This window comes from Enterovirga sp. CN4-39 (assembly GCF_049446235.1).
Classification (GTDB): domain Bacteria; phylum Pseudomonadota; class Alphaproteobacteria; order Rhizobiales; family Beijerinckiaceae; genus Enterovirga.
Window position 1 is genome coordinate 81817 of sequence record NZ_JBMSEF010000013.1, and the last position, 24432, is coordinate 106248.

At 68.1% G+C, this 24432-nt stretch carries 22 protein-coding genes; 6 read left to right on the forward strand and 16 right to left on the reverse strand.

Features of this window, described 5'->3' with window-relative positions:
• The first annotated feature begins 60 nt into the window (after window positions 1-60).
• Together ACO2SS_RS19810 and ACO2SS_RS19815 are read left to right on the forward strand one after the other, a co-directional pair.
• The gene (locus tag ACO2SS_RS19810; protein WP_423279503.1) at window positions 61-1329 is read left to right on the forward strand and encodes an alpha/beta hydrolase; all 1269 of its coding nucleotides are present in this window, start codon (window positions 61-63) and stop codon (window positions 1327-1329) included.
• Window positions 1330-1457: 128 nt separating this feature from the next.
• Window positions 1458-1634 (forward strand): DUF1328 domain-containing protein, encoded by a 177-nt coding sequence (locus ACO2SS_RS19815; RefSeq protein ID WP_171220317.1) that lies wholly within the window; start codon window positions 1458-1460, stop codon window positions 1632-1634.
• Window positions 1635-1694: 60 nt separating this feature from the next.
• Here ACO2SS_RS19815 and ACO2SS_RS19820 read toward each other — a convergent pair whose 3' ends face one another.
• Window positions 1695-1919, reverse strand: a complete 225-nt coding sequence (locus ACO2SS_RS19820) for a NepR family anti-sigma factor (protein ID WP_423279504.1) — start codon at window positions 1917-1919, stop codon at window positions 1695-1697.
• A 161-nt stretch (window positions 1920-2080) separates the two neighbouring features.
• Between ACO2SS_RS19820 and ACO2SS_RS19825 the strand changes: the two genes are divergently transcribed.
• Window positions 2081-2881, forward strand: coding sequence for a response regulator (locus ACO2SS_RS19825; RefSeq protein ID WP_423279505.1), 801 nt, complete (start codon window positions 2081-2083; stop codon window positions 2879-2881).
• Window positions 2882-3117: 236 nt separating this feature from the next.
• Here ACO2SS_RS19825 and ACO2SS_RS19830 read toward each other — a convergent pair whose 3' ends face one another.
• Window positions 3118-3306, reverse strand: coding sequence for a KGG domain-containing protein (locus ACO2SS_RS19830; RefSeq protein WP_423279506.1), 189 nt, complete (start codon window positions 3304-3306; stop codon window positions 3118-3120).
• Between the two features lie 304 nt (window positions 3307-3610).
• Here ACO2SS_RS19830 and ACO2SS_RS19835 point away from each other — a divergent pair, with 304 nt between their 5' ends.
• Complete coding sequence (locus tag ACO2SS_RS19835) at window positions 3611-5056, forward strand: DEAD/DEAH box helicase (protein WP_423279507.1); 1446 nt, start codon at window positions 3611-3613, stop codon at window positions 5054-5056.
• A gap of 85 nt (window positions 5057-5141) precedes the next feature.
• Here ACO2SS_RS19835 and ACO2SS_RS19840 read toward each other — a convergent pair whose 3' ends face one another.
• From ACO2SS_RS19840 to ACO2SS_RS19880, 9 genes are read right to left on the reverse strand one after another with little or no spacing between them, the layout of a single operon-like run.
• Window positions 5142-6320: an ABC transporter permease gene (locus ACO2SS_RS19840; protein WP_423279508.1), complete on the reverse strand. Its 1179-nt coding sequence runs from the start codon at window positions 6318-6320 to the stop codon at window positions 5142-5144.
• A 41-nt stretch (window positions 6321-6361) separates the two neighbouring features.
• Window positions 6362-7378, reverse strand: a complete 1017-nt coding sequence (locus tag ACO2SS_RS19845; RefSeq protein WP_423279509.1) for an ABC transporter permease — start codon at window positions 7376-7378, stop codon at window positions 6362-6364.
• Complete coding sequence (locus tag ACO2SS_RS19850) at window positions 7375-9354, reverse strand: ABC transporter substrate-binding protein (RefSeq protein WP_423279510.1); 1980 nt, start codon at window positions 9352-9354, stop codon at window positions 7375-7377. The genes ACO2SS_RS19845 and ACO2SS_RS19850 overlap by 4 nt, the downstream gene beginning before the upstream one ends.
• Window positions 9351-11219 carry an ABC transporter ATP-binding protein gene (locus tag ACO2SS_RS19855; RefSeq protein WP_423279511.1) on the reverse strand — a complete coding sequence of 623 codons (1869 nt, stop codon included), beginning with the start codon at window positions 11217-11219 and terminating at the stop codon, window positions 9351-9353. Before ACO2SS_RS19855 ends, ACO2SS_RS19850 begins: the two co-directional genes overlap by 4 nt.
• Window positions 11220-11279: 60 nt before the next feature.
• On the reverse strand, window positions 11280-12020 hold the full coding sequence (locus ACO2SS_RS19860; RefSeq protein WP_423279512.1) for a polysaccharide deacetylase family protein: 741 nt from the start codon (window positions 12018-12020) through the stop codon (window positions 11280-11282).
• Complete coding sequence (locus ACO2SS_RS19865; protein ID WP_423279513.1) at window positions 12017-13168, reverse strand: glycosyltransferase family protein; 1152 nt, start codon at window positions 13166-13168, stop codon at window positions 12017-12019. Before ACO2SS_RS19865 ends, ACO2SS_RS19860 begins: the two co-directional genes overlap by 4 nt.
• Window positions 13165-14292, reverse strand: coding sequence for a glycosyltransferase family 4 protein (locus ACO2SS_RS19870; protein WP_423279514.1), 1128 nt, complete (start codon window positions 14290-14292; stop codon window positions 13165-13167). Before ACO2SS_RS19870 ends, ACO2SS_RS19865 begins: the two co-directional genes overlap by 4 nt.
• The gene (locus tag ACO2SS_RS19875; protein WP_423279515.1) at window positions 14289-15587 is read right to left on the reverse strand and encodes a glycosyltransferase family 4 protein; all 1299 of its coding nucleotides are present in this window, start codon (window positions 15585-15587) and stop codon (window positions 14289-14291) included. Before ACO2SS_RS19875 ends, ACO2SS_RS19870 begins: the two co-directional genes overlap by 4 nt.
• Entirely contained in the window at window positions 15584-16807 is a 1224-nt protein-coding gene (locus tag ACO2SS_RS19880) for a glycosyltransferase family protein (protein WP_423279574.1), read from the reverse strand. The genes ACO2SS_RS19875 and ACO2SS_RS19880 overlap by 4 nt, the downstream gene beginning before the upstream one ends.
• A 231-nt stretch (window positions 16808-17038) precedes the next feature.
• On the opposite strand from ACO2SS_RS19880, the gene ACO2SS_RS19885 reads away from it, so the two are divergent.
• Both ACO2SS_RS19885 and ACO2SS_RS19890 read left to right on the forward strand, forming a co-directional pair.
• Window positions 17039-19735, forward strand: coding sequence for an ABC transporter transmembrane domain-containing protein (locus ACO2SS_RS19885; protein ID WP_423279516.1), 2697 nt, complete (start codon window positions 17039-17041; stop codon window positions 19733-19735).
• 19 nt (window positions 19736-19754) lie between these two features.
• Window positions 19755-20207: a cyclic nucleotide-binding domain-containing protein gene (locus ACO2SS_RS19890; protein ID WP_423279575.1), complete on the forward strand. Its 453-nt coding sequence runs from the start codon at window positions 19755-19757 to the stop codon at window positions 20205-20207.
• 26 nt (window positions 20208-20233) lie between these two features.
• On the opposite strand, the gene ACO2SS_RS19895 is transcribed toward ACO2SS_RS19890, so the two are convergent.
• The 5 genes from ACO2SS_RS19895 to ACO2SS_RS19915 form a co-directional block, all read right to left on the reverse strand.
• On the reverse strand, window positions 20234-20470 hold the full coding sequence (locus tag ACO2SS_RS19895) for an Lrp/AsnC ligand binding domain-containing protein (protein WP_171220339.1): 237 nt from the start codon (window positions 20468-20470) through the stop codon (window positions 20234-20236).
• Window positions 20471-20509: 39 nt separating this feature from the next.
• Window positions 20510-21157 (reverse strand): peptidase C15, encoded by a 648-nt coding sequence (locus ACO2SS_RS19900; RefSeq protein ID WP_423279517.1) that lies wholly within the window; start codon window positions 21155-21157, stop codon window positions 20510-20512.
• Between the two features lie 7 nt (window positions 21158-21164).
• A complete protein-coding gene (gene meaB, locus ACO2SS_RS19905) occupies window positions 21165-22142 on the reverse strand; it encodes a methylmalonyl Co-A mutase-associated GTPase MeaB (protein WP_423279518.1) in 978 nt (325 codons plus the stop codon).
• 38 nt (window positions 22143-22180) lie between these two features.
• A complete protein-coding gene (locus ACO2SS_RS19910) occupies window positions 22181-23341 on the reverse strand; it encodes a YbfB/YjiJ family MFS transporter (RefSeq protein ID WP_423279519.1) in 1161 nt (386 codons plus the stop codon).
• A gap of 68 nt (window positions 23342-23409) precedes the next feature.
• Entirely contained in the window at window positions 23410-24171 is a 762-nt protein-coding gene (locus ACO2SS_RS19915; protein WP_423279520.1) for a DUF3750 domain-containing protein, read from the reverse strand.
• Window positions 24172-24432: the final 261 nt, after the last annotated feature.

Below are 24432 nucleotides of genomic sequence, written 5' to 3' on the forward strand. Positions count from 1 at the left end.
ACCGGTGCCGAGTGTTCATTGTGGACAGAACGGAACCGCCGCCCGCTTAATCGAGCAGGCATGCCGAAGTCACTCTCCTACACACCCCCGGACAGGTCTCTCGACGGACCCCGGGGGCCACGGGTCGAGCGCCGCCACGTCGTCTACGTTCCCGGTTACGACCCGGAGGCGGAGACGCGCTACCGGATGCTCCTGGTGCGGGAGTTGATCCGGTACGCCAAGCGGTTCGGCTTCGCCGAGCGGGCGATCTCGCCGGTCGAGAAGGTCGATAGCCCGTGGGGGCTGCGCTGGAACCTGAACGTCGCCAGGGAGGATTGGCGCACGACGACGACCTTCGAGGTGCTGCGCTGGGACGACATCGTCCATCGAGATTTCGCGCGGCCGCTGCCGCTCGCCATCGTCACGCTCTTCGGCGCGCTGCTCTACGTGATCGCGACCGGCATGATGGTCCGGTTCTGGCGCCTGAACTGGAAGTTCGGCGGAGTGACCGTCTACCCGCCCTTGATGGTGTTGCTGAGTCTGGTTCTGGGGCTTGGGGTCGGGTGGGGCCTGGTTGCGCTCGCCGGGCTCGCGGTCCCGATCCCGCCCATCGTGGGTTGGATCGCCACCGTCGCGATCGCCTTCGGGGTGTTCAGGCTGACATATCCGCTCGGCCAGCGCTGGTTCGTCTGGCACCTCATGCACGACTGGGTCTTCAACTGGCAGCACGGCACCGGGCTCAGGGCCGATTACGAGGGGCGGGTCGACAGCTTCGCAGCGCGCGTGGTCGAGATCGTGCGGGCCGCCGAGGCGGACGAGGTTCTCATCGTCGGACACTCTTCCGGTGCAGTAATGGCGGTCGAGGTGATGGCCCGCGCGCTCCAGCGCGAGCCTGAACTTGGCCGGGCGGGTCCTGCCGTCTCCCTCCTGACCATGGGCTCGTGCCTGCCTCTGGTTGCCGTGAACCCGCGAGCGAAGCGGTGCCGTGAGGACATCGCCCGCATCATCGGTGCGCCGGGCGTCCTCTGGGTCGAATATCAGGCCCCGCAGGACTGGTTGAATTTCGCCGGGTTCAATCCGGTTACCGATCTCGGGCTCCGCCTCGAGCCGGCCGCCTGTTACAACCCGGTGATCAGGTCCCCCAAGTTCCGCGAGATCCTTTCGCCGAAGACCTACGAGTCCATACTCTTCAAGCCATTCCGGATGCACTTCCAGTTTTTGATGGCGAACGACAATCCCGGCGAGTTCGACTACGTCATGATGGTGGTCGGGCCTCTCTCCCTGGCGGACCGCGTGCTCGGGAGCGACGGGGAACGAAGGCCCGACGGAGTGCCTGCGGCCGCCGAGTGAGCGGCCGTTTCAAGAATACGCGGGCAATGACGCCCGTTTACGCTTCCGGCCAAGCTGCGCGGGAACTCGCCTATAGCTTGAGTGTTCTATTGCCATCGCCGCCTCGCGGCACAGACAGAGGCAATAACATGATTGGCTGGGCTTTGACCTTCCTGCTCGTCGCGCTCGTGGCGGCGGTGTTCGGCTTCGGCGGGATCGCGGGCACCGCGGTCGAGATCGCCAAGCTCATCTTCTTCGTCGCGATCGTTCTCTTCGCGATCTCGGCGGTCGTCGGGCTTCTGCGCGGGCGATCCCCGACGGTCTAACGTCTGAAAGGCCGGGCGCCGACTACAAGCGGCGCTCGGTCACCTCCTATGTGGCGGGGATCACGCGCCGTCACCGTTCTTCCCGGTTCCGAGCCGCTCCAGGATGGCCGTCAACTTATCGGGCACGGGCTGCTCGATCAGTTCGCCATACATTGAGCGCAGCTTGTCTCCGATCTGAGCCTGGATGACCCGATCGAGTCCCGGGTTATGCTGACGACTCTCGGGCTTGCCCTGCTTGGTTGCGGCTCCGGGATTTTTGGCCTCCCGCTTCGGCGAGCCCGCCATGAAAAACCTCTTTAGACATCAGGACGAAAAAATCGCAGTTCAACGCTCTTGGAGCCGCCCGGTTCCTGGAGCCCTGGAACTTTTCGCAACCTTGCGGGTTGCCGGGCGATTGTCTACGAGCCCGCCTAACGGCTCGCAAATTTTTTGTTAGAGGCCACTGGATGTCCGCAGCACAGCTTGTCGTGCAGTACCTGCCCTATCTCCGCCGCTACGCGCGTGCCCTGACAGGCAGCCAGGCCGCGGGCGACGCCTACGTGGCCGCGACCCTCGAGACCCTGGTTAGCGACCCCGGGATGATCGGAGGCAGCCAGAACGTCAAAGTCGCCTTGTTCACCATCTATACCCGGATCTGGAATTCCCTCGCCGTGAACGGCGAGAACGAGCACATCGCCCGCGATCTTCCGGCCGAGATTCGCCTGGGCCAGATCACGCCTCTCCCGCGCCAAGCCTTTCTGCTGTCGAGCCTGGAAGGTTTCACGGAGGAGGAGGCGGCCTCGATCCTCGACACCGATGTCGACCGTGTCCGCCAGTTGGTGGACGAGGCCGGCCGCGAACTCGCGGCCGATATCGCGACCGAGATCATGATCATCGAAGACGAGCCGCTCATCGCCATGGACCTCGAGTCGCTGGTGGAGGGCTTGGGTCACCAGGTCACGGGTGTGGCCCGGACGCGCGCCGAGGCTCTGACCCTGGCCGAGAAGAAGCGGCCCGGCCTCATCCTCGCCGACATCCAGCTTGCCGATGGCAGTTCCGGCCTTGATGCCGTCAACGACCTCCTGGAAACCTTCGAGGTCCCGGTCATCTTCATCACGGCCTACCCGGAGCGCTTCCTGACGGGCGAGCGGCCGGAGCCGGCCTTCCTGATCGCAAAGCCTTTCCAGCCCGCCCATGTCTCGGCGGTGATCAGCCAGGCGCTGTTTTTCCAGCAGAGCGCCCGGCGCTCGGATCGCGTCACCGCGTAGCTTCGGCAGACCGTCTCAGCCTTCCGAGAGCGCCGGTAACTCCGGCGCTCTTTTCGTTTGTGCCCATCGGTCAGCCTCGACCAGAAAGAAGAAAGGCGTGATCACCAGAGGTGATCACGCCTGAAAGGTGCCGGCCGATGGGGGCAAAGCGGGGCCGGTTGATTCCTCAACGTGCGGCCCATCACCCGGTTCCAGCCGGGCCGAAAAAATTTCGTCAGGGGCCGTTCCGAGGAGCTTCAGGCGTGTCGGGAAGAGCCCGATGCCTGCCCGCCCTTGCGGCCGGCCTGCGAGGCGAGGCCACGATCTTGTGAGAAGGATCGCTTCTCCGCCGGCACACTTCGGCCACCTTTGCTTGCGATCTCGCGCTGCCGATCTTCCGACATGGACGCGAATCCTCGCCCGGACGCCGGATTGTCCCTTGGCATCTTACCACTCCTTGATGTCGACTTGTCGGGCGATCAACACGGGCGCGTTTTCTTTAGTTCCAGCCGTCCCCCTACCCACGAGGTATCTTGACAGGGGTGAGGTTCGAGGCCAGATGAGTTCAGGCGTCAGCGCCCGCGCCTAGCGGGCTGCGTGAGAGAGGCTGCGTGACGGCCCGCAATAAGCGGCCCGGCCTCCCCCTTCATTCGCTTCATCGCCAAGAGAGCCCCGATCACGCGGGTTCTCCCCGGACCGACCGGCGCAGGATGCGCGCGGCGGCCCTGACTCGTATTCGAGAGACTCTCCTTGTCGTCATTTTCCGGATTCGGCCTCCAGGCGCCGATCCTCAAGGCCCTCGCCGAAGAGGGCTATACGTCTCCCACCCCCATCCAGGCTCAATCGATCCCCGACGTGGTCGCCGGGCGCGATCTCCTGGGCATTGCCCAAACCGGCACGGGCAAGACGGCCGCGTTCGCGCTGCCGATCCTCCACAATCTGGCCGGCCGGCAGCAGCCTCCCCAGCGGCGCGGCTGCCGGGCTCTGGTGTTGAGCCCGACGCGTGAGCTCGCAAGCCAGATCGCCGAGAGCTTCCGCGCCTACGGTCGGCACCTCCGCCTCTCCACCACCGTCGTCTTCGGCGGCGTGCCGCTCGGACGGCAGGAGAGGGCGCTTGCGCAGGGCGTCGATATCCTCGTCGCAACTCCGGGCCGACTGCTCGATCTGGTCGACCGCAAGTCGCTCTCGCTCGCCGGCGTCGAGATCTTCGTCCTCGATGAGGCCGATCAGATGCTCGACCTTGGCTTCATCCATGCGCTGCGCCGGATCGTGACCCTGATCCCCAAGAAGCGGCAGACGCTGTTCTTCTCGGCGACCATGCCGAACACGATCTCGGGGCTTGCCGAGCAGCTTCTCGACAACCCCGTGAAGGTCGCGGTCACGCCGGTTGCAACGACCGCGGAACGGGTCGAGCAGAGCGTGATCTTCGCCTCGACGGCGGACAAGCAGGGCCTCCTGCGGGCGGTGCTTCAGGCCGAGCCGGTGGACCGCGCGCTGGTCTTCACCCGGACGAAGCATGGGGCGGACCGGGTGGTGCGCAATCTTGAGCGGGACGGCATCCAGGCGGCAGCCATCCACGGCAACAAGAGCCAGGGGCAGCGCGAGCGGGCGCTTGCCGAGTTCAAGTCCGGGCGCTCGCGCGTGCTCGTCGCGACCGACATCGCGGCGCGCGGCATCGATATCGATGGCGTGAGCCACGTGATCAATTTCGACCTGCCCAACGTCCCGGAATCCTATGTCCACCGCATCGGCCGCACGGCTCGGGCGGGGGCGACGGGCGTCGCGATCTCCTTCTGCAACGGCGAGGAGCGGGCCTATCTTCGGGACATCGAGAAGCTGACGCGCCTCGCGGTCCCGGTGGCGACCCCGCCGGCCGGGTTCCAGGTGACGGCGCCGGTCGCGACCGATGCCGCGCCGGCTCAGCCGCACCGCCAGCCGAAGCGCCGCCCGGAGGGCGGCCGTCCTGGTGCCGGACGCGGCGAGGGCAATGGTGCTCGCCAGAGCCAGGGCCGCGGGCGCGATGGCGGCCAGAACCGGCCGGGGCAGAAGACCGGGCAGGGCCGCCCGGCGCAAGGCGGCCAGGGCCGTCCGAACAAGCCCGTGCGGTCCGATGCCGCCCGCTCCGAGCGGGGTGGCGATCAGGGCGGCATGCAGCTCGCCTGGCTTGAGCGGGCCCGCTCGGCACCGCGCAGCTGACCACGCAGTTGCTGACCCCGGCGCAAGCCGGGGTTTCGCGTCCGGCTTGGCTCGGATCCCGGTTCTCGCCGAGACGAGCGGCGGCTCAGTGATACGGATCGGCCGCGTCCCGCAGCCCATCCCCCATGAAGCTGAAGGCGAGGACGACGAGGACCACCGGGACGATCGGGAAGAGCAGCCAGGGGTGAAGCTGCACGGCGGCGAGGTTCTGCGCCTCGTTCAGCAGCACGCCCCAACTCGTCACCGGTGGCCGCAGCCCGAGGCCGAGGAACGACAGCGCCGTCTCGCCGAGGATCATCGACGGGATCGACAGCGTCGCCGACGCGATCAGGTGGCTCATGAAGTTCGGGATGAGGTGGCGTGCGATGATTCGCGTGCGCGAGGCGCCCATCAGCTCCGCCGCCCGGACGAAATCCTCCTCGCGCAGCGCGAGGAGCTTGGACCGTACCGCCCTCGCAAGGCCCGGCCAGTCGAGCAGGCCGAGGATGATGGTGATCCCGAAGAAGACGAGGATCGGGCTCCAGTTCGGCGGCAGCGCCGCCGAGAGAGCGAGCCACAGCGGCAGCTCGGGCAGCGAGCGCAGGATCTCGATCATCCGCTGGACCACATGGTCCACCCAGCCGCCGAGATAGCCAGCGATCCCGCCGAAGAAGAGTCCGAGCGTGAAGGAGACCGCGATGCCGACGAGGCCGATCGTGAGCGATATCCGCGCGCCGTAGATGATGCGCGAGAAGAGGTCGCGGCCGAGCCGGTCCGTGCCGAGCAGGAACATCGTGCCGCCCTCGGGCGGGCAGACGATGTGGCCGCTCATCTCCTTCATGCCCCAGAATTCGTAGGCATCGCCCCGGCAGAAGAAGCGGATCGGCTGCGGGGTGCTCCTGTCGACCACGTAGTCGCGCTTGAAGGTGTCCAGGTTGAACGTGAACCGGTAGGGGTACACGAACGGGCCGACAAACTCGCCCTCGTGGAAGAGGTGGATCGCCTGGGGCGGCGCGTACAGGAAGTCGCCGTGCCGCTTGGCCTGGTTGTACGGCGCGATCACTTCGACGAACGGGACCATCATGTAGAAGGCGAGGAGCACGAAGGCGGCCGCGACGGCCACCTTGTGCCGCCGGAACTTCCACCAGGTGAGCCGCCAGGACGACGCGCGGTAGAACTCCTCGTTCTCCGCCCCTCCGGGCTCGCTCGCGCCGGGATCGAACGGACGCGTATCGACGAAGTGCCGGGGCCGCGGCATCGCGTCGGCGTTCACCCGTTCAGGCATGCTGTCTGACTCGGAGGCAGGCCGGGCAGAGACGGGCGTCATCAACGCCCGCCGAGGCGGATGCGCGGATCGAGCCACGCCAGGAGAAGGTCGGAGACCAGCATCCCGACCACGGTCAGGGCCGCCACGAACATCAGGATGAACCCTGCCAGGAACTGGTCCTGGCTCTTGAGGGCGGCGAGCAGGATCGGCCCGACCGTCGGCAGGCTTAGCACCAGCGACACTAGGACCGAACCCGACACGAGATGCGGCAGGAGGTTGCCGATATCCGCGATGAAGGGGTTCAGCGACATGCGGAAGGGATATTTCAGCAGCGCCCGGGTGGGTGGCAGGCCCTTCGCCTTCGCGGTCACATAATACTGCTTGCCGAGCTCATCGAGCAGGTTGGCCCGCATGCGCCGGATCATGGCGGCCGTCCCGCCAAGGCCGATGACGATCGTCGGCACCACGAGGTGGGAGAGGAGGGAAGTGAACTTGTCCCAGCTCCAGGGCTGCCCGGCATATTTCGCGTCGTAGAGGCCGCCGATCGAGATCCCGAACCACCGGTTCGTGTAGTAGAGCAGGATCAGAGCGAGCAGGAAGCTCGGGGTCGCGAGCCCGATATAGCCGATGAAGGTCGCGATGTAGTCGCCGACCGAATACTGCCGCGTGGCGGAGTAGATCGCGATCGGGATCGAGACCACGTGAACGAAGACCACGACCACGAGGTTGATGAGGAGCGTCAGCCAGAGCGCGTCGCCCACCACGTCCGTGACGGGCTTGTCGAACTCGAAGGACCAGCCCCAGTCGCCCTGAAGCAGGCCCGAGAAGCCGTTCGGCCCGGGCCAGAGCCCGATCCAGATCAGGTACTGCTTCCAGACGGGCAGATCGAGCCCGTATTGCTTGATCAGGAACTCGGCCTTCGCGGCCGAGGCGGCCTCGCCCTGGGCGCGCAGCTCGGCGATCTGGTTCGTCAGGAAGTCGCCCGGCGGCAGCTTGATGATGAAGAACACGAGCGCCGAGATGATGGCGAGGGTGACCGCCATGGTCCCGATCCGGCGGACGAGGAAGGCGATCATCGACGGTTCGTGTCCCGCGCTGCCGCGCGCGCCGAGGCGGTGGCGAATGGCAGCGCCCGGCGGGCCTCGCGGCCGGCCGGCCGCTCCCAGAAGAATTCGTCGATTCGGTAGACCCCGAGCATGGAGGTCGGCTCCCAGGAATAGACCGCCTTGCGGGGCACGTTCTTGAGCCCATTGCGGGTCACGATCGGCTGCAGCGCGCCACCCACCGTGCCGATCGACCACAGGTTCTCGGCATGGTTGGCGAGCATCTCGCGCCAGACGCGGTTCTGCGTCTCCGGATCTGCCGCGGAGAGCCACTCGCGGTAGAGCTCGATCAGGCGCCGGGCCTCCGGGATGTCGCACGGCTCGCCCGACGCCCCCTTGGTCTCCTGGTACTGGCCCCATTTCGCCCAGGAATAATAGTCCTGCCGCAGGGGGGCGAGCTCCGATGGCGGCATGGCGGCGGTCGCGAGGGCGAGATCGAGCCCCTGCGACGCCACCATCACGGTGAGCCCCGCATAGGTCCGGTTGCGGAGCACGCCCCGGTCCTGCGGCTTGACGAAGAGCCTCACCCCGATCTCGCGCCAGAACTCTGCGATCAGCGTGAGCCCGTCGACGACGAGCCCGCTCTCGCCATCGGTCTCCACGATGATCTCGAGTTCCCGGCCGTCCGGAAGCAGGCGGATGCCGGCCGAGTTGCGCTTGGTCAGGCCGATTTCGTCCAGCAACCGGGATGCCTCGCCGGGATCGTAGGAGGCCCAGGTCGTCCGGAAGCGATCCTCGAACAGCGGCGATTCCCGCACCACGGTGTTGTTGCCCTCGGTGCCGAGCCCGAAGAGGAGGGAGTTGTTGAGCGTGTGCCGGTCGATCCCCAGCGACAGCGCGCGCCTGAACCGGACATCGCGGTTCAGCTTCCGCCAGACCGGGTCGGTGACGGTGAGGTTCGGGTAGAGGGCGATCTCGCTGCCGCGGGCATAGGGCCACATCAGGGTCTTGAAGCCCTTGGCCTTCTCGCCCTCCTTCAGGATCGGGATATCCGCCATGGTGAGGCCGCGGAAGAGCAGGTCCGCATCGCCGGAATTCGCCTTCGCGGCCATGAGCCCACCCGCCGCGACGTCGAGCAGGACGCGATCGACATAGGGAAGCTGCTGCCCGGCCGGATCGACCCGGTGGTAGAAGGGGTTGCGCTCGAAGACGAAGCGGTTCGCGGGCGCCGTCGTCATCACCCTCCAGGGCTGCAGGGTCGGGAGCTCGGTGTTCGAGTTCTCGAACATGTCGTCGAGCCGGTTGAACAGGCCCGCCCAGGATTTCAGCTTCTGCTTCTTCGCCTGTTCCTCGAGCTTTGCCTGGTCAGCGTAGGCCGCGTGGAAGCGCTTCAGGTAGTGGGCCGGCCGATACACGAACGGGTCTCGCGGCTGCGCGAGCGTCGGCAGGAAGCGAGGATTGGGCGCCTCCCAGGTATAGCGGACGGTCTGCTGGTCGATCACCTCGAAGCGGGGAGGCTTGCCGTCGACCATGAGGAAGTCCGGCAGCCCGGCCGGGCTCAGCTCCTTGTTGGTCGCGATGTCCTCCCAGTAGAACCGGAAATCCTCCGCCGTGAAGGGGTGGCCGTCGGACCAGCGGTGGCCCGGCCGCAGCTTGAAGGTGAAGACGCGGTTGTCCTCCGCCTCGACGCTCTCCAGCAGGTCCGGCTTCAGCTTCAGGTCGGCCGTGTAGCCGACGAGGCGGGCGTAGGAGCTCGCCGACAGATAGCGGATGTCCCGGGCGCGCGAGACGAGCGAGACGACCTCGCCTCCGGAGCGGCCGATTTCCCGACCCTGCCCGGCCAGGTCGGCGACGAGAGGCGCCTTCGGCACGCGCTCGCCGATCGGCGGCAATTCTCCCTTGGCGACCCGCTCCTGGAAGAACGGCGTCTCCACGAGTTCGAGCGCGGCTGCGCTCCCGGGCAGAAGAACGAGCGCGAGCAGCGCCGCGGCAGCACCTCTCCAGGTCATGCTGCCTCCTGAAGCCTGGTCGACATCATTCGCACGTAATGATCTCCGGAGACCGCGATCATCTCGCCCGCGTCCTCGCCGGCCAGGCGGAACGGTTCGGGCCATGCTGCAGGCTCTGAGAAGCGCCCCGACCGCAACTTGCCGAAATCGAGGGGTCGGTCGAGGTCCGGGTCCGGCACGGCCGCGAGGAGCGCCTTCGTGTACGGATGGCGCGGCTCCCGAAATAGATCGGCGGCGGGAGCCTGCTCGACAATGTAGCCGCGGCACATCACCGCGATGGTATCGGCCACGTAATCCACCACCGCGAGGTTGTGCGACACGAAGAGATACGAGAGGCCCAGCGCTGCCTGCAGGTCCTTGAGGAGGTTCAGGACCTGAGCCTGGACGGACACGTCGAGCGCCGAGACCGGCTCGTCGCAGAGAAGGACCTTCGGCTCGAGCGCGAGCGCGCGGGCAATCCCGAGCCGCTGGCGCTGCCCGCCCGAGAACGAGTGCGGGTAGCGGCGCAGGCTCCGGCGATCCAGCCCGACCATGTCCAGCAGCGCCTTCGCCTTCTCGAAGCGGTCGTCCGGAGTGCCGATGTCGTGGATGCGAAGGGGCTCCGTCAGCAACTCGTAGACCGTCATGCGGGGGTTGAGGGACGAGAACGGGTCCTGGAACACGAACTGGACGGAGCGGCGATAGGCCGTGAGCGCCTCGCCCGAGAGCGAGTGGACGTCCCGCGGCCCAGAGCCGTCGTCGAACAGGACCGCGCCGGCATCCGGCGCCATCGCGCGCGAGATGATCTTGGAGAGGGTGGTCTTGCCGCAGCCGGATTCGCCGACCAGGCCCAGCGTCTTGCCGGCCGGAACAACCAGGGACACGTCGTTCACGGCGCGCACGGTCCGCGAGTGTCCGCTGAACCAACCGGAGCGGAGCGTGAAGGTCTTGCTGACGTGCTGCACCTTCAGGATGTTTCGGTGTGCCGCGGGCGGGGCCGGCGGGCGTTCCAGGAGCGCCGGCGCGGCCTTCACCTCGCGCAGGGGCGTGAGCCGCTCGCCCGGCTGCATGTTGAAGCGGGGGACGGCCCGCATCAGGGCCTTGAGGTAGGGATGTTGCGGGCGGCGGAAGATGTCCTCGCGCTCGCCTGCCTCCATCATCCGTCCGCGGTACATGACGACGACGTCGTCGGCCATGTTCGCCACCACGCCGAGGTCGTGCGTGATCAGCAGGATGGACATCCCCATGTCGCCCTGCAGTTCGCGCATCAGGTCGAGAATCTGGGCCTGGGTCGTGACGTCGAGGGCCGTCGTCGGCTCGTCCGCGATGAGGAGCGCCGGGCGCGTGATCAGCGCCATGGCGATCATGGCGCGCTGCCTCAGCCCACCCGAGAGCTCGAAAGGATAGGTGACGAGCGCGCGCTTTGGATCGGGAAAGCCCACACGCTCGAAGACCTCGATCGCTCGCTCCTTTGCCTCCGCGTCGCTCACGCGGGCGTGCATCTTCAGCGCCTCGGTGACCTGATCGCCCGCCGTATGCAGGGGCGATAGCGAGGTCATCGGCTCCTGGAAAATCATCGCGATGCGACCGCCCCGCAGCTGCCGCATGCGCTCGCTCTCGGCAGAGAGGGCGGCGATGTCGAGAGGAGGATGCTTGTCCGCCGGATCGTCGAACAGGATGCTACCGCCGGCGATCGAGGCGACCTTCGGCAGGATCCGCATGATGGCCTGGGCCGTGACCGACTTGCCCGAGCCGGACTCGCCCACCACGGCGACCGTCTTTCCGCGAGGAATGTCGAAGGACAGGCCGTCGACGGCCCGCAACACGCCGAGATCTGACCGGATCTCCACCGCCAGGTCGCGCACAGAAAGAAGCGGCGTCTGCACCCGTGATCGCCTCGGCTACTGCTTCGGTGCTTTAGGTTAAGTCATTAAACCGGTTGCAATTCAATCACGCAGTTCGTCGGCCCAGAGCTTGTCCAGCGGGGGGAAGCGAACGGCCGGGTGGTCCGCCAGGGCTTCGAGAAGCACCTGTGTTGCGGCCCAGAGCGGCTCGTCGAACATCAGGTGGTGCGTCAGAAGTCCGATCGGCCCTGGTTCGGCCGAGGCAAGCGCCGTCTCCAGGCTATCCAGGAGCCGTTCAAGGGGGAGGGCGCTCCGCGACCCGCGCCAATCGACCGGGTCGAGGTGAGTGTTGACAATGGTCACCCCGCGGAAAGCTCGCCGGGGTCCGTAGGTCGACAGGCCGCGATAGCCGAGGGCAGGCAGCCTCTCCGCCAGCCCGGGCGCGATCCGGTTCCAGGGCGGCACGAAAACCGGCAGAAGCAGCTCTCCGGCTTTCGCCCGAGCCATGGCAACACCGGCGGATGCCTCCTCACGGAGAACGTCTTCCGGTCGATCCGCCCCGAACTCCGCCGATTTCCGGCCAGGGGCTGCGTGGTTCCGGTGGGATAGTCCGTGGACGAGGATTCGCGCGCCCGGCTCTTCGCGGAGACGCGCCGGAAGAGTTGGCTGAAGCCCGTTCGGGATCGCCGCGATTGCGATCGGCACGCCGAACTGCCGGCCGAGCGCCAGCAGCCGGTCGAGCGCCGGCGTTGCCGTGACGGCGTCATCGTCGCGCCACCAGAAAGGGATCTCGGCGCCCCTATCCGCCGCGCGGTCGAGGATGGCGCGAAGCCGCGGTATCATCCGGCCGGGCTCTCGCCCTGCGCCAGCCGCGCCAGGATCTCGGCCGTCCGCCCAGCGCCGTCTCGCGTGATGCCGATGTCGTCGGGACGAGGCCGGGTGAGCGCGGCGCGGACCGCCCGGGCGAGGCTGTCCCCGTTCAGCTCCGCCTCGGGAAGGACGATGGCGATCCCCTTCTCGGCCAGCATCTTCGCCCGGAGCCGCTGTTCCGTCTCGTTCCCCTGCTCGAACGGGACGAGCACGGCCCGGGGCCGGGCCGCGAGCAGATCGAGCACGGTGTTGTAGCCGGCCTGGCCGACGAAGAGGGCGCTCGCCGCCATGAGCTCGCGAAAGTCGGGACGGGCCGGCTCGAGCCGGACGTTGTCCGGCCGGTCGCGATCGAGAGCGGCGTTGTCGGCTTCGGATATCCCGCGCCCCACGAGGATGCGCCAGGGCCGGTCCGGCATCAGCCGGGCGGCGGCAAGCGCTGCCCGGTAAAGCGGCAGCCCGGCCGCGCTCGACCCTCCGGAGACGAGGATTTCGTCCGTGGCGGGAGGCGAAGCGGTGCCTCGCGGTTCCGTATCGACGTAGCCCGTGTAGAGGATCGGCGCGCCGATCCCGCCCCGCGCCGGCCAGGACGCTTCCAGGGGTGCGAGCGCAGGATCGCCGTGAACCAGTACGGCGTCATAGAGCCGGGCCAGCAGGTCGTGCGTCCGCGCGAGCTTCTCCGGCCCGGATGGCGCGGCCAGGATGTCCCGGACGGAGGAGACGACGAGCGGCCGCGGGCGGAGCGCATGCGCGGCTTCGAGAAGGGCCATGAACTCGGAGGCGAGCACGCGCCGGCCGAACGGGAAGAGCTCGGTGACGAGGATGTCGGGCGCGCTCTCGCGGAGGGTCGCGAGCAGGAGGTCGCGGCGCCCGGCGAGGTAATCGGCGCCGATTTCGCGGCCGTCCGCGTCCCGTAGCGTCGTGAACTCGCCGACTCGCGCCTGCACGGGCGGAAGCTGGACCAGACGGAAGCCGCCCTCGCTCAGGATTGCGGTCGGCCGCCCACCCGAGACGAGCGTCACCTCGTGGCCGGCAGCGGCCAGCGCCCGGCCGATCGCCGCCGCGCGGGTCAGGTGGCCGGCCCCAAGAAGATGCGTGACCGCGATCAGAACCCTCAGGCTCATGACGCGGCTTCGGTCCCAATGAGAGGATGAAGGGCGTCGCCGAGGATCCGCGCGGCGCGATCGAGGCTGCGCTCCTCCCGGACGAAACGCCGGGCCGCCTCTCCCATCGTGGCGCGCCGGGCGGGATCGGCAAGGAGGGATGCGACCCCCTCGGCAAGAGCCGCCGCATTGCCGGGCTCGGCCAGGAGGCCGGTGGCGCCATCGACCACAACGTCGGGGACGCCGCCGAAGCAGCCGGCGACGACCGGGCAGCCATTCGCCTGCGCCTCGAGGAGGACCATGCCATAGGCCTCGTTCACGGCCGGCCAGACGAGGAGGTCTGCCTCGTTGTAGGCCACAGCGAGATCCGCTCCCTCGAGCCGACCGCGAAACGCCACCCGGGCACCGAAGGGAGCGAGGATCCGCTCGACCTCCGGGCGTGCCGGGCCATCTCCGACGACGTCTATGACCCAGGGGCGATTTGGGATCCGGGCAAGCGCCTCGCCGAGCAGGCGGAACGATGCGAGCTTGTCGCCATCCCGCATCATGGCGACGGCGAGGAGCCGGGGAGGGCGCCCCTCCCCGGTTGGGCCGGGAGCGATGGCGAAGGCGTCCGTATCGATGAAGGGCGGCAGGTTCACCAGGGCCTGACCGGGCCGGGCGGCGCGCTCCAGGCAGGCCCGATCATGGCGCGTCATGACGAACAGGATGTCGGCGCGGTCGATCGCCCTCTCGGCGGCGGCGTGGCCGGCGGCATGGGTACCATGCGCCCGCTTCGGCGCGCGCGACGCTTCTGCGATCGCGTAGGGAATGCCGAGCCGGCGGGCCATTTCGGGGCCGAGATGGTCCGGGGCCTTGTAGTAGCAATGGTAGGTGAACCAGGCGCGTGGCCTTCGGTCGGCGGGCAGGGCCTCGTAGCTGGCCGTGAGGCGGTCTGCCTCGGCTAAGCTCGCCGCCCGGATCGCATTCTGGCGGGCAGGGTCGCCGGCCGGTTCCCAAGTGCGCAGGCCGCTCGCAACGGCGGGCGCGAAGCCGGCGCGATCGAGAGCGCGCAGCAGCAGCCGCGCCATGGTGCGGTCGCCGGACGGGTGCGGATGGTCCGGGGCCTTCAGGGGTGCATAGAAGGCAATTGGCTGCCGGCTCACGGTGCCGCGTCCACGGCGAGCGCCTTGCAATTCTCCTGGGGGAGAGGCCCGGCGGACAGCCGTGAGGCGAGCCGGTCGAAGCCTTTGTCCGCCGTGAAGGTCGTCGTCAGCCGCTCCCGGGCCGAGCGGCCGAGCGTCGCGCGGCGGGCGGGATCGCGGGCGAGGCCGTTGATGGCATTGGAGAGCGCCTCCCAATCACCCGACGGGACGAGAACCCCATCCAGGCCGTCGCGGACGAATTCGGGTATCCCGGCGAAGCGCGTCGACACGAGTGGCAGTGCCTGCGAGGCCGCTTCCATCAGCACGTTGGGCAGGCCGTCGCGGTCCCCGCTCTTGGTGTCCTTTGCCGGCAGCACGAACAGGTCGGCCTCGCGCAGCATCGCGACGATGTCCGGCTGCGGTTTCGGGCCGAGAAAGACGACCCGGCCTGCGAGGCCGAGGCTCTCCGAGAGCGCCCTGAGCCGGGGGAGCCCCTCGCCGCCTCCGACATGGACGAGTTGCCAATGCAGGTCGGTTGGCAGCCCCGCGAGCGCCCGCAAGAGGTCGTCGAAGCCCTTCTTGGCCACGGCGCGGCCGACGGAGATCACGCGTAGCGGATCGGCAGGGTCGGACCCATCCCGGGCTGGGCGGCTGGCGGGCGGAGCCGGAAAGCGCGACAGATCGAGGCCGTGGTAGAGGAGCTCCACCCTCTCCTCTGCCGGGGCCAGGGCCGCGAGCCTCCCATGCCCGTCGCGTGTGCAGGTCACGCCCCAGCGTGCCTCTCCTAGCTTCTCCGCAAGGTCCCAGTCCGGTGTCGTCCAGATGTCCTTGGCGTGCGCCGAGAAGGTCCAGGGCAATCCCGTCAGGATCGCGGCATACCGGACGACGGAGGCGGGCGTGTGCAGGTAGTGCACATGCAGGTGCCGGATGTCGGCGGGCAATTCCCGCGCGAGTACCAGAGCTTGCCCAAGCCGCCGCATCCGGTTCGGGGTCGGATCGCGCCTGAGGTCGCGCCAGCCCGCCCGGATGAACGCGCCGAAACCCGGCCGTTTCAGGCCGGCCAGAAGCCCCCGGACGACGCGCACCGGCTCCTGGTAGAGATACTCGGGCAGATACCGCACCGTCGCCTCGATCTCCCGGTGCACGGGGTGCGTGAACCGCTCGGTCGGATGGCGCAGGGACCAGATTTCGAGCTCGAGCCCGCGCTGTTCGAGCCCGCGGATCTCCTGGGCGATGAAGGTCTCGGAAAGCCGCGGATATCCCTTGACGACGATCGCAATCCGGCCCGCGGCTTTGTCGGGTTCTCTGGGGTTCACTCTGCCGCCTGCAATCCCGCCTCGCCCCCCAGCACGGCCGAGAGGCGGGACTTGATCACCTCCAGCCCGTCCAGCAGCCCCGGTATCACGACCTCAGACGGCCGGTTCTGACCGGGCAGCGCCCGGAGCGCCGCCGCCATCAAGGCAGGATCGCGGCCGTCCCCGTCCTCGACAAGTGCCCTGACGAGCCCGAGGCGTTCCGCCTCGACGGCGCGGATGAGCTGTTCGCGGCGCGGCCTTGTCCGGGGCACGATGAGCGAGCGCTTGTCCAGGGACAGGATCTCGCAAAACGTGTTGTAGCCCCCCATCGCCACCACGCCCGCGGCCTTGCTCATCAGGAGTTCGAGCTTGGTGTCGAAGGAGATGGCGTCGAGTTTCGGGTGGCGCGCGATGCGCTCCATGAAGCCGCGCCTGTGGTCGCGGTTGATGAAGGGCCCGAAGACGATGAGGGCGGGCAGCTCGATCTCCTCACCCGATTCATAGGCGGAGATCACCCAGTCGATCACGTCTTCCCCGTCCCCACCGCCCCCGGTGGTGACGAGGATGAAGGGCTGCCGCGTCAGGTTCGGATGGTAGGTCAGCGACGACGTCGTCGGGATGTCGCGCCGGAGGTAGCCGGTATAGGTCGTCTGCCGGGCGAGGTTGCAAGGCAGCGGCAGACAGGCGAGCGGCCGATAGACCTCCGGCAGGCCATAGACCCAGATCTCGTCATAGGCGCGGGCAAGAAGCTCGGTGGCCCCCTTCCGCTCCCACTCCGGAACGAGCAGGGACGGGTCGTCGAGCACGTCCCGCACCCCGAGCACGATGCGGCAGCCGCGGGCGCGCAGCAATTCGAGCGCCGAAACGATCTCCCCCCGGAAGCCGGTGGGCTCCTTGTCGACGATGAAGATGTCCGGTCGGAACGTCTCGGCCGTCTGCAGGATCAGGGCCTCGCGCAGCCGCACCGCCTCCTCGATGGACAGGTTGAGGTTGAGGCTGCGGTAGTCGCCGTCGGGCTGCTTGGTCACGCCCGGGATGCGCACGTAATCGACGCCACGCCCGAACTCGAAGCTGCCGATGACGGGCGAGCCCGACAGGATGAGGACGGACGCGTTCGGGCGTTCCGGCACCAAGGCATTGGCGATCGCCCTGGTCCGCCGCAGATGCCCGAGGCCGAACGTATCGTGGCTGTAGCTCAGGACACGAACGGATCCCGCGCCCCCTGATTGCGCTTGCACCATCCCATAAGGCGAGAAGCGATCCTCTTCCCCTCCAAACGCCATGCTTTCTGGTCCGCGCAGAGGGTGGGCCAAGTGCGGCGACCGCGGTGCCGTTCCTAGCACAGGATCCGCCCCTCGATCACCCCCCTGAGGACTGCTCCGGCCGACCTGCCGGACGGCGTTGACCTGCAGCGGCCGGGGGCCGGGAAAGTGGTCTCGCTTCCGGTCCCGGGCATGATAACCTTGAGGGAGATGAACAAGAGTCTGTTCCGCTACATATGGCGGCACTCGAAGCGCGACCAGCTGATCATTTTCGCGGTCGTGCTCGCGTCCCTGCCGTTCTACTACATGTCGCTCGATCTCCCGCGGAAGATCGTGAACGAGGCCATTCAGGGCCGCGCGTTCGAGCAGGGCCGCCAGACGGCCAAGTTTCTCGACATCAGCTTCTCGCTCCCCGCTTGGCTCGGTGGGTACCGGTTCGATCTCTTCCCGGGGTTCGACGTCGGCCGGCTGCATCTCCTGTTCGGCCTGTCGCTCCTGTTCCTGTTCTTCGTGCTGGTGAACGGCGCCTTCAAGTACTGGATCAACGTCTCCAAGGGCGCCCTCGGCGAGCGCATGATGCGCCGCATGCGGTTCGAGCTGTTCAGCATGGCGCTGCGCTTCACTCCGGAAACGCTCCGGGGCGTGAAGTCCTCGGAGGCCGCGACCATCATCAAGGACGAGGTTGAACCCATCGGAGGCTTCATCGGCGATGCCTTCGTGCAGCCCGTCTTCCTGGGCACGCAGGCCGCGACCGCCCTGCTGTTCATCATCATGCAGAGCCTATGGCTCGGCCTGGCGGCGGCGGCCGTCGTCGGGGTGCAGTTCGTCGTCATTCCCCGGATGCGGCGCGAGCTCCTCCGGCTCGGCCGCATGCGCCAGCTCGCCTCCCGGCGGCTCGCGGGCAGGGTAAGCGAGGTGATCGACGGCATGGAGGCCGTCCATGTCCACAATACCGGGCGCTGGGAGCGGGCCGAGATCGGGCACCGGCTGTTCGAGCTCTTCGACATCCGGTTCCGGATCTACAAGCGCAAGTTCATCGTCAAATTCCTGAACAACCTGCTCGCGCAGCTCACGCCGTTCTTCTTCTACGCCTTCGGCGGCTATTTCGCGCTCCAGGGCCGGCTCGACATCGGCCAGCTCGTCGCTGTCATTGCGGCCTATCGCGAGCTTCCGCCTCCCCTGAAGGAGCTGATCGATTGGGATCAGCAGCGCCTCGACGTGCAGGTGAAATACGACCAGGTGGTCGCCTATTTCGCGGCCGAGAAGCTGCTTCCCGAAAGCAAGGAGCAGGAAGAGCAGGATTTCCCGCTCGAGAGCGCGATCGAGATCAAGGACCTGACCATACTGGACGCCCACGGTACGGCTCTCATCCAGCATGCGGACCTGCGGATCGACCTGCCGGCGCATGTCGCGGTCGCCGCCGACGGAACGGCGGCGGCCAGCTTCCTCGCTCGCCTGATCGCGCGCCGGCCGATCGATTTTTCGGGCGAGGTGCGGATCGCCGGCCACGACCTCTCAGACCTGCCGCACTCGGTGGTCGCGCGCCGGATGGCCTATGCCGGCGTCGAGCCCGTGCTGTTCCCGGGCAGCATCCGGGACAACATCCTCTACGGCATGCGTTCGCGGCCGCTCACAGAGGCCGAGAAGGACGACGTCGAGCGGCGGCGACGCCTCGAGGCGTCGTGGACGGGGAACTCGCTCGACACGCCCGAGGCCGACTGGGTGGACCTCTCGCGCTCGGGGGCTGCGACCCGGGAGGAGCTGGACGAGCGGATCATCCGACTGCTGACCGGCTTGGGGCTCGGGGACGACCTCTACCGGTTCGGGCTAGCCGGCACGATCGACCCGGATCGGAACCCGGAGCTGTCGGAGCGACTTCTCGAAGCGCGGCAACGCCTGCACGAACGGCTCCAGCGCGACGGGCTCGCCGAGCTGGTCGAGTTCTTCGATCCGGAGCGGTACAACATCCAGGCGACGGTCGCCGAGAACCTGCTGTTCGGCGTGCCGACGAGCCAGAGCCTCATGGGACGGGCGCTCGCCAACGACGTCCACTTCCGCGAGGCGCTCGACCAGGCTGAGCTCACGCAGGACCTCGTCCAGATGGGCGCGCGCATCGCCGAGACGATGGTGGACATCTTCCGGGGCCTTCCGCTCGGCCATCCGCTCTTCGACCAGTTCTCGTTCGTCCATGCCGACGAGCTGTCGGATTTCGAGGGTATCGTGAAGCGCCTCGGGATGACGGGGCGGGGTGGAGCGACGCGGGAGGATCGTGGCCGGCTTCTCTCGCTGACGTTGCCCTATGTCGAACCGCGCCACCGCCTCGGCCTGCTGAACGATGGAATGATGGAGCGTCTGCTCGCCGGGCGTGCCCAGGTGCGAGAGATCATGGCCCGCCACGAGCGGGAGGATATCAGCTTCTACGACGTGCAGACGCTCAACCCGGCCGCGACGGTCCGCGACAACCTGCTGTTCGGCCGCGTGAACGAGCGGATCGCCGATGCGCGCGAGCGCGTCCGGGCCCTCGGGGCGGAGATTATCGACGAGATGTCGCTTCGCGCCGGCATCGAAAGGGTGGGCCTCGACCAGCAGGTCGGTCCGGCCGGCCGCCTCCTAACCTCTCCTCAACGGACGATCGTCAATCTCCTGCGCTGCCTGGTGAAGCGGCCGGACATCCTGGTTCTCGACGGAGCGCTGGCGCCGCTGGGCGAGAGCCGTGTCGGTCCGGCTCTTGAGTTGATCGCCGAGGAGATGAAGGATCGGAGCTTGATCGCGGTATTGCCCAACGAGAGGCAGCCGAAGCTATTCGACGTGGTGATCCAGTTCCGCGGCGGCGCGGTTCAGGTCGAGGAGGGGGCGGCAGCTCGGGAGGCGGGGCGCGACCAGCGCGCCCGGGCGGCAGCTGAGTAACTGTGGTGGACCGGTCATGATGACGCTGGATACGGAAGTTCAATCGCTCCGGCAGGTGCCGATGTTCAAGGACATCGATCCGTCCCGGCTCAAGCTTCTCGCGTTCACGTCCGAGCGCATCCACTTCGCGCGCGGCCAGCGATTCTTCTCGCAGGGCGATGCGGCGGACGCGGCCTACGTCATCCTGGACGGGTGCGCGGAAGTCCTCCTCGAGAACCCTGGCGGCGCCGTGAAGGTTGCGGAACTCGGCCGCAATGCGCTTCTGGGCGAGATGGGGATCCTGTCCGACTCCCCCCGCTCCGCGACGGTCGTCGCAACGGAACCGTCATCCGCGCTTCGGATCGACAAGCGCGTTTTCCTCGAACTCCTGAGCCAGTTCCCGCAGATGTCCATCGCCATCATGCGGGAGCTCGCGAACCGGCTGGAGCGGACGAACGCCCAACTGCTCGCGCACGCGGCGGAGCCGGCCTGAGCGGCCGGCCCCAGGTACTCGAGGCGTCAGAACGCCTTGAAGGTGATGATCGTCCGGGTGTCGGCGATGTCGGGGATCGGGTGGACGTTCTCGGCCACGAAGTGGCCGATATCGACATCGTCGTCGACGTGGAACTTGGCCAGGATGTCGTAATTGCCGGCGGTGGAGTAGATCTCGGACGCGATCTCCCGGTCTGCGAGAGCGCTCGCGACCGGGTACGTCTTGCCCAGCTTGCACTTGATCTCGACGAAGAACGTCTGCATCCGCACCCTCATGCGCCGGCCCAGCCGGACGCCTCTGGCTTACCGGAGCCTGCTTCGGGCTTCAACGCGTGCAGGCCGAGCTTCCCGCAACATGCCGATACCGACCTCGACGAGAGCACGGGCGAGCCGGTCCGGCCAGGTCGCGGTCCGGCGCCTGGCCGCTCCCGGCCGTGGCCGGGTCGGATCCGGGTTCCTCGGGATATGGATGAACAGGATGGGCAGCCCCGTTCCGAGGGCGCGGAAGTAGGCTGCGTTGCAGAGATAGCGGCCCGCATCTCGTGACAGCCGCGCAGGGAGATGGTGGCGGCGGAGCGCGAGCAGCGTTTTTCGCGCTGGGAGAGGGGTCCGCAGCACGGGTCGTTGCTTCGTCATGTGCGGCTTCTCCGCCCGCTCCCCCGCAACATCGGGGAAGAGCGTGCTGCGCCGGCTGGTGGCCCGCCACTCGATCCTGATCGCGCGGGATCGGCCCGCGACCCCGATCATCAGCACGGCGTCGGGCCTTTCCGCCAGGGCCGGATCGAACTCCCGCGGCAGGGTGGCGTAGGCCGTGGTGAGGACGAGCGCTTGCGCCTCGATGTCCAGGATCCGCCAGCGGGGGGACGCTGCGACGGAGCGGGCAAGCGCGGCGCTCGGGTTGCGCGGCATGGACGGGAACGGTCCGAAGCCGGTGACGAGCAGCCGTCGCATCGCGCCTTCAGACCCCCAGCATGGCGGCGATCTCGTCGGCCGCCGCGGCGGGGGAGAGCGCTCCGATGGCGAGTTGCGCCTCGAGCTCGGGCACCCGCTCGCGAAGGCGGGGATCCGCCCGGAGCCTGGCGCGGATCCGGTCCTCGACGAGCGCCCACATCCACTTGAGGTCCTGTTTCCGCCGCTTTGCTGCAAGCTCGCCTGCACCCTCCAGAGTACGGCGATGCTCGAGTACCTTGTCCCAGATTCCGTCCAGCCCCATCCCGGCAAGGCCGGAGACGAGGAGGACGGGCGGAGTCCATAATGCACCGGGCGGCACCAGGATGTGCAGCGCCGCGCGATAATCGGCAGCGGCCGCGGCCGCCTTTTCGCCTCCCGGCCCATCGGCCTTGTTCACGGCGATGATGTCGGCGAGCTCGATCACGCCCTTCTTGATGCCCTGCAGCTCGTCACCGGCGCCCGGGAGGGCGAGGACGAGGAAGATGTCGGTCAGGTCCGCCACCGCGGTCTCAGACTGCCCGACGCCCACCGTCTCGACCAGGACGACGTCGTAGCCGGCCGCCTCGCACAGGAACATGGCCTCACGCGTCCGTCCCGCGACGCCGCCCAGCGTGCCGGAGGAGGGAGAGGGCCGCACGAAGGCCGCGGGATCTGTCGCGAGCCTGGCCATCCGGGTCTTGTCGCCGAGGATCGCACCGCCCGTCCGGGTCGAACTCGGATCGACGGCCAGCACGGCCACCTTGTGGCCGGCCTCGATGAGAAAGGCCCCCAGCGAGTCGATCATGGTCGACTTGCCTACCCCGGGTACGCCGGTGATCCCGACGCGTATCGCCTTGCCGGTGTGCGGCATGACGGCACTGATCAGGTCGCGCGAGCTCGCCCTGTGGTCGGGACGCGAGGACTCGACCAGCGTGATCGCCCGGGCGAGTTCTGCACGATCTCCGGCGAGAAGGCGGTCGAGGTCGGGGGAGGAACGAGGGCGCATTCCGGTCTTCTGCCGTCCCGCCGTCGCGTCGTCGAGCCTCAAGCCTCAGCCGCCGCTCGGTCCGCGTTGATGAAGGAGATGAGAAGAGCCGCGACCGACAGCGCGAGGCCCGCCACGAAGACATAAAGATGGGAGCCCGTCTGCCCGAACAAGGCGGCGAGGGCGAAGCCAGCTCCGGCCTGCGCCACGGCGAAGGCGGCCGTGGCTCTGACCCAGACTGCTCCTGCAGCCGCGCCCGCGAGCTCGCGCGCCCGGGCGAGTGCGATGGCCGCGAGGCCGACAGCGCTGAACCCGCCCGCGAAGCCGGAAAGCAGCAGCATGACGGGATGTCCGAACAGCGAGAGGGTAAGCGCGACGACCTGCGCGGCGAACCAGAGGCGGAGGGCCAGAAGGGCGCCGAGCCGGTCGGCGCTCCGGCCGCCGACCAGTGTGCCCGTCAGGGCCCCGGCCCCGAAGACCAGCCACAGGACCGAGCCGAAGCCGACGGAGTGCCCGTTGCCCCGGACCGCGAGGTCGGCGAAATACACCATGTGCGGCACGAGGCCGGCTCCCGAGATCCCGTAGGAGATCTCGAGCACGGCCGAGCGGGCGGGCGTTCCCGTGGGCGCTGTGATCGGGGTTCGGGGCCAGGCCGGGCGAACGACGAGCCAGAGCACCGCCACGATCGCCGAAAGGACGAGCCATGTGGCCGAGAGGCCGAGCGGCAGGACGGCCGGCACCGCCAGCGAGGCCGTGATGATTCCGATGGCCACGCCGGAAACGACGACGCCGCCGGCCAGGCCGCGCAGGTGTGAATCGACTGCGCCCTGCACGGCCGGCCCGGCGAGCCCCATCAGGATTCCGCCTGCCACCCCGGAGACGAGGCGGCAGCCGGCAAGCCAATAGGAGCCGAGATTGACCGCGCAAGCCGCAAAGCCGAGCACCGCCAGCGCCATCCCGAGATCAAGAGCAGCGGGCGTGCCGAGCCGCCGCCCGAGACCGCGGCCACCGACCACGCCGCCGAGATAGCCGGCGAGGTTCAAGGCCCCTAGGAAGGCGCCTTCCGGGCCGGTAATCCAATCCGCCGAAACCATGGCCGGGAAGAGCGGCACATAGGCGAAGCGACTGAGCCCTATTCCCGAAAACGTCGCCGCAGCACCGGCGAAGGCGGGCCGAAGCCCTGGCGAGGGCCGGAGGGAAGGGGGCGTGCTGCTGTCCACCAGCCCATTGGGACCAGGCGGCTGCTCTCGTCCAGCCTCTCTTCGCGAAGGGAGCCTTTGCGCTCCGCTCAGGCCTCGGCCGGAAGCGGCAGGCCGATGCGGCCCCAGCCCGGCAGCTTGAAGGCGGGGTGGCGAAGGTCGATGCCCGTCACGAGGCCGAGAAAATTGAGCTCGAAGCCCTCGACCCATCCGACGGTGAGGCCGAGAAATCCGCCGAGCTGGAGCTGGAAGCCGGTGCGGCTCGGGGTCAGGCCGGCGAAGTCCCCGAAGGGGTGGAAGTCCTTGCCGACGGCGGTCGGTGGCAGTGCCGTCCCGAGCGCCGGGATCTTCCCGACCACATAGGCCACGAAGGTGTTCGAGTTCGGTCCGGGCCAGACGCGGTAATCCCCGAAACGGGAATAGGGGTATTCGGCGACGGCCCTGCGGATCTCCGGTATCAGCCGCTGCGCCTCCTCGCCGTCGATCGCCAGGACGAGTTGCGGGTCGTTGCCGAACCAGCGCGCATCGGCCGCCCAGGCATTCGTCCGCACCGGCGAGCCCCAGCCGACCTTGTCATAGCGGCTGTAGCGGGAGGCGCCCTCCTCCTTCACGACGATCCAGCTGTGATGGGCGAAGATGCCTTTCCAGCGCCCCGTCCGGGCGGCGTAGATGCGAACGAGGGCCGGGCGGTGCTCGCGCGCATCCGGCAGGATCTTGGCGCTCGTCCAATCGGCGCGGGACCAGTCCGGCGCAAGGTCGTGCCGCAGCGCCCACCAGAGCGCATGGGTGGCGAGAGGCAGGATGAAGAGGATCAGGATCGCGAGGAGGACGCGAAGAGCGATGGTCGTCATCGAGTGTTCGGCAGGCGCTTCCCGCCGGCGGGCGGAAAGCTCGTGGAAGGTCGAATGTAGGTGCCCCACCGCGCAACCGCCACGAGAGCAGTGGGTTGCTGCAGGACGGTGGCGTTCAGGTAACGTTTCGCTGCGATGCTGACCCGCCACGAATGTGCCCCGTTGATCGGGTCTTTGGCCGCGAACGAGGATCTGGCTTGACGTCACGGACCATGTCGGCCGCAACCGCCGCGGCATGTCTTGCATTGTGCCTTGCAGACG